The 2,169-nt window shown below is 71.3% G+C and carries 3 protein-coding genes; all 3 read left to right on the forward strand.

Translation table 11 applies throughout. The features are described 5' to 3' along the window. Positions 1 to 177 precede the first annotated feature (177 nt). Positions 178 to 813: an HAD-IB family phosphatase gene (locus tag E1200_RS32795; RefSeq protein WP_131956492.1), complete on the forward strand. Its 636-nt coding sequence runs from the start codon at positions 178 to 180 to the stop codon at positions 811 to 813. A 108-nt stretch (positions 814 to 921) separates the two neighbouring features. Beyond that, the gene (locus E1200_RS32800; RefSeq protein ID WP_131956494.1) at positions 922 to 1,983 is read left to right on the forward strand and encodes a tyrosine-type recombinase/integrase; all 1,062 of its coding nucleotides are present in this window, start codon (positions 922 to 924) and stop codon (positions 1,981 to 1,983) included. A 6-nt stretch (positions 1,984 to 1,989) separates the two neighbouring features. Next, positions 1,990 to 2,169: hypothetical protein (locus E1200_RS34540; protein WP_207933665.1), on the forward strand; the 180-nt coding region annotated here is incomplete at its 3' end.

Below are 2,169 nucleotides of genomic sequence, written 5' to 3' on the forward strand. Positions count from 1 at the left end.
AGACCACGTCGAAGCCCATGCATTGACGCTGAAACCGGCTACTGGCCCGCCGCACCACTCGGCATCTGGGCCGCCATCCTCATCTCCTACGCCATCTGGCCCTCGGCCGACGACTGACCCCGGACACAGCGAAATATGGGTCGCGTCGCGCGCCGCCCCTCCACCACACTGCAACCCGTGGCACACCTGCACATCTTCGACATGGACGGCACCCTGCTGGCCGGCACCACCGCCAACCTCGAAATCGCCCGGCACCTCGGCACCCTCCCCGAACTCCACGACCTCGAAGCCCGCTTCGCCGCCGGCACCCTCGACACCCGCGGCTTCTCCATCCGCATCCACCGGCTCTGGCGCGCCCTCACCCCCGACATCGTCGCCGCCGCCTACACCGCCGCGACCTGGCTGACCGGCATCGCCGACGTCTGCGCCGACATCCGCGCCCGCGGCGAGCACTCCGCCGTCATCACCATGTCGCCCGACTTCTTCGCCCGCCACCTCCTCGACCTCGGCTTCGACGACGTCATCGCCTCCCGCTTCCCCCCGATGCCGTTCACCGGCACCCTCGACCCCTCCGGCGTCCTCACCCCCGGCGACAAGGTCCGCATCACCGAGGAACTGCGCACCCGCCACGGCCTCACCACCGCCCAATGCACCGCCTACGGCGACTCCATGTCCGACGCGCCGCTGTTCCGGCACCTCACCAACACCGTCGCCGTCAACGCCGACCACCACCTCGCCGACATCGCCGCCCTCGACTACCGCGGCACCGACCTCACCGAGGCCTACACCCTCGCCCGCAACGCCTCCCGATGACCGCCGCCGCGTGATCACCCGGACGGGCGGCCCCGGGGGGAGCGGCGCCCGCCACCGGCACCGCCGCCCGGGTGGGTTCTGTCGGTGGGGGGCGCTAACGTCCGGCGGGTGCGTCCCTCTGATGTTCAGCGCCTGACCGTTGCCGAGTGCGTCGACCGGTACGCGGGGATGGTGCGCGCGAAGACCTCGACGGGCGCGCTGTCGCCGAAGACTGCGGAGGTCTACGTGCGGGACGTGGTGACCTTCGCGGCACTGGCGGGCGCGGACCGGGTGCTGGACGATCTGACCGGTGAGGACGTCGATGAGGCGCTGCTGGGGTTCGCGCGCAAGCCGGACGGCCGCCGGCGGGCCGCGGCGGGGGATGCCGCGGCGGGAGCCGGTGCCCTGCAGAGCGGGGCGTCGCAGGCGCGTTTCCGGCGGTCGGTATCGGCGTTCTTCAAATACGCACTGGTGGCGGGGTGGGTGCAGCTGAACCCCATGCAGGCCGTCACGGTGCGCCCCAGGCAGCGGGGCGGGCTGCGGGCACAGCGGCGAGCGCTGACAGTGGAGCAGGCCGAGGGCCTGCTAGGAGCCGCACAAGACCTCGCCGAAACAGCCCCGGCCGCCCCGGGCAAACGACCCGATCAGCGAACCGAACTGCGCGACGGCCTCGTGGTCCTGCTGCTGGCGGCAGTCGGCCCGCGCGTCTCCGAACTCACGGCCGCGAACGTGGAGGACTTCTTCGTCAACGGCGGAACACGCTACTGGCGGATCTTCGGCAAAGGCGGCCGGACACGAGACGTCCCCCTGCCCGGCCCCGTAGTAGAAGTCCTCGACGCCTACCTCGCCGAGGGACGGAAACTCCTGGACCGAGGACGAGAACCGAAAGCCCTCCTGCTGTCCTGGCGAGGACGCCGCCTCGCACGCGGCGACGTGCAAGCCGTCATCGACCGCGTCCTGGCACGGGTAGAGCCCGGACGCCGGCGAAGCGTCACACCCCACGGACTACGGCACACCACCGCCACCCACCTGCTCGCAGCGGCCACCGACATGGACGCCGTGCGCCGCGTCCTCGGCCACGCCGACCTGTCCACGCTGGGGCGCTACCGAGACGAACTCCCCGGAGAACTGGAGGCGGCCATGCGCGTCCACCCGCTCCTCGGCAACGTCGACGACCCCCGCCGCCGGTAACCGCCCATGAGACCGACCCCCATCACCGGCCGGGACCTCTTCGAACAGGTCGGCGAGATCATCCGAGGCGCGACACCACCCCACCTCGGACGCCCCCACGTCCACGTCCGCCACAACGGAGTCAAAACCTGGTTCGGCGACCCCGCACCCCAGCGCGAGCACTACGAAGCCCAGATCCTGTCTCTT

The organism is Actinomadura sp. GC306 (assembly GCF_004348665.1).
In the GTDB taxonomy this organism is placed as follows: Bacteria; Actinomycetota; Actinomycetes; order Streptosporangiales; family Streptosporangiaceae; genus Spirillospora.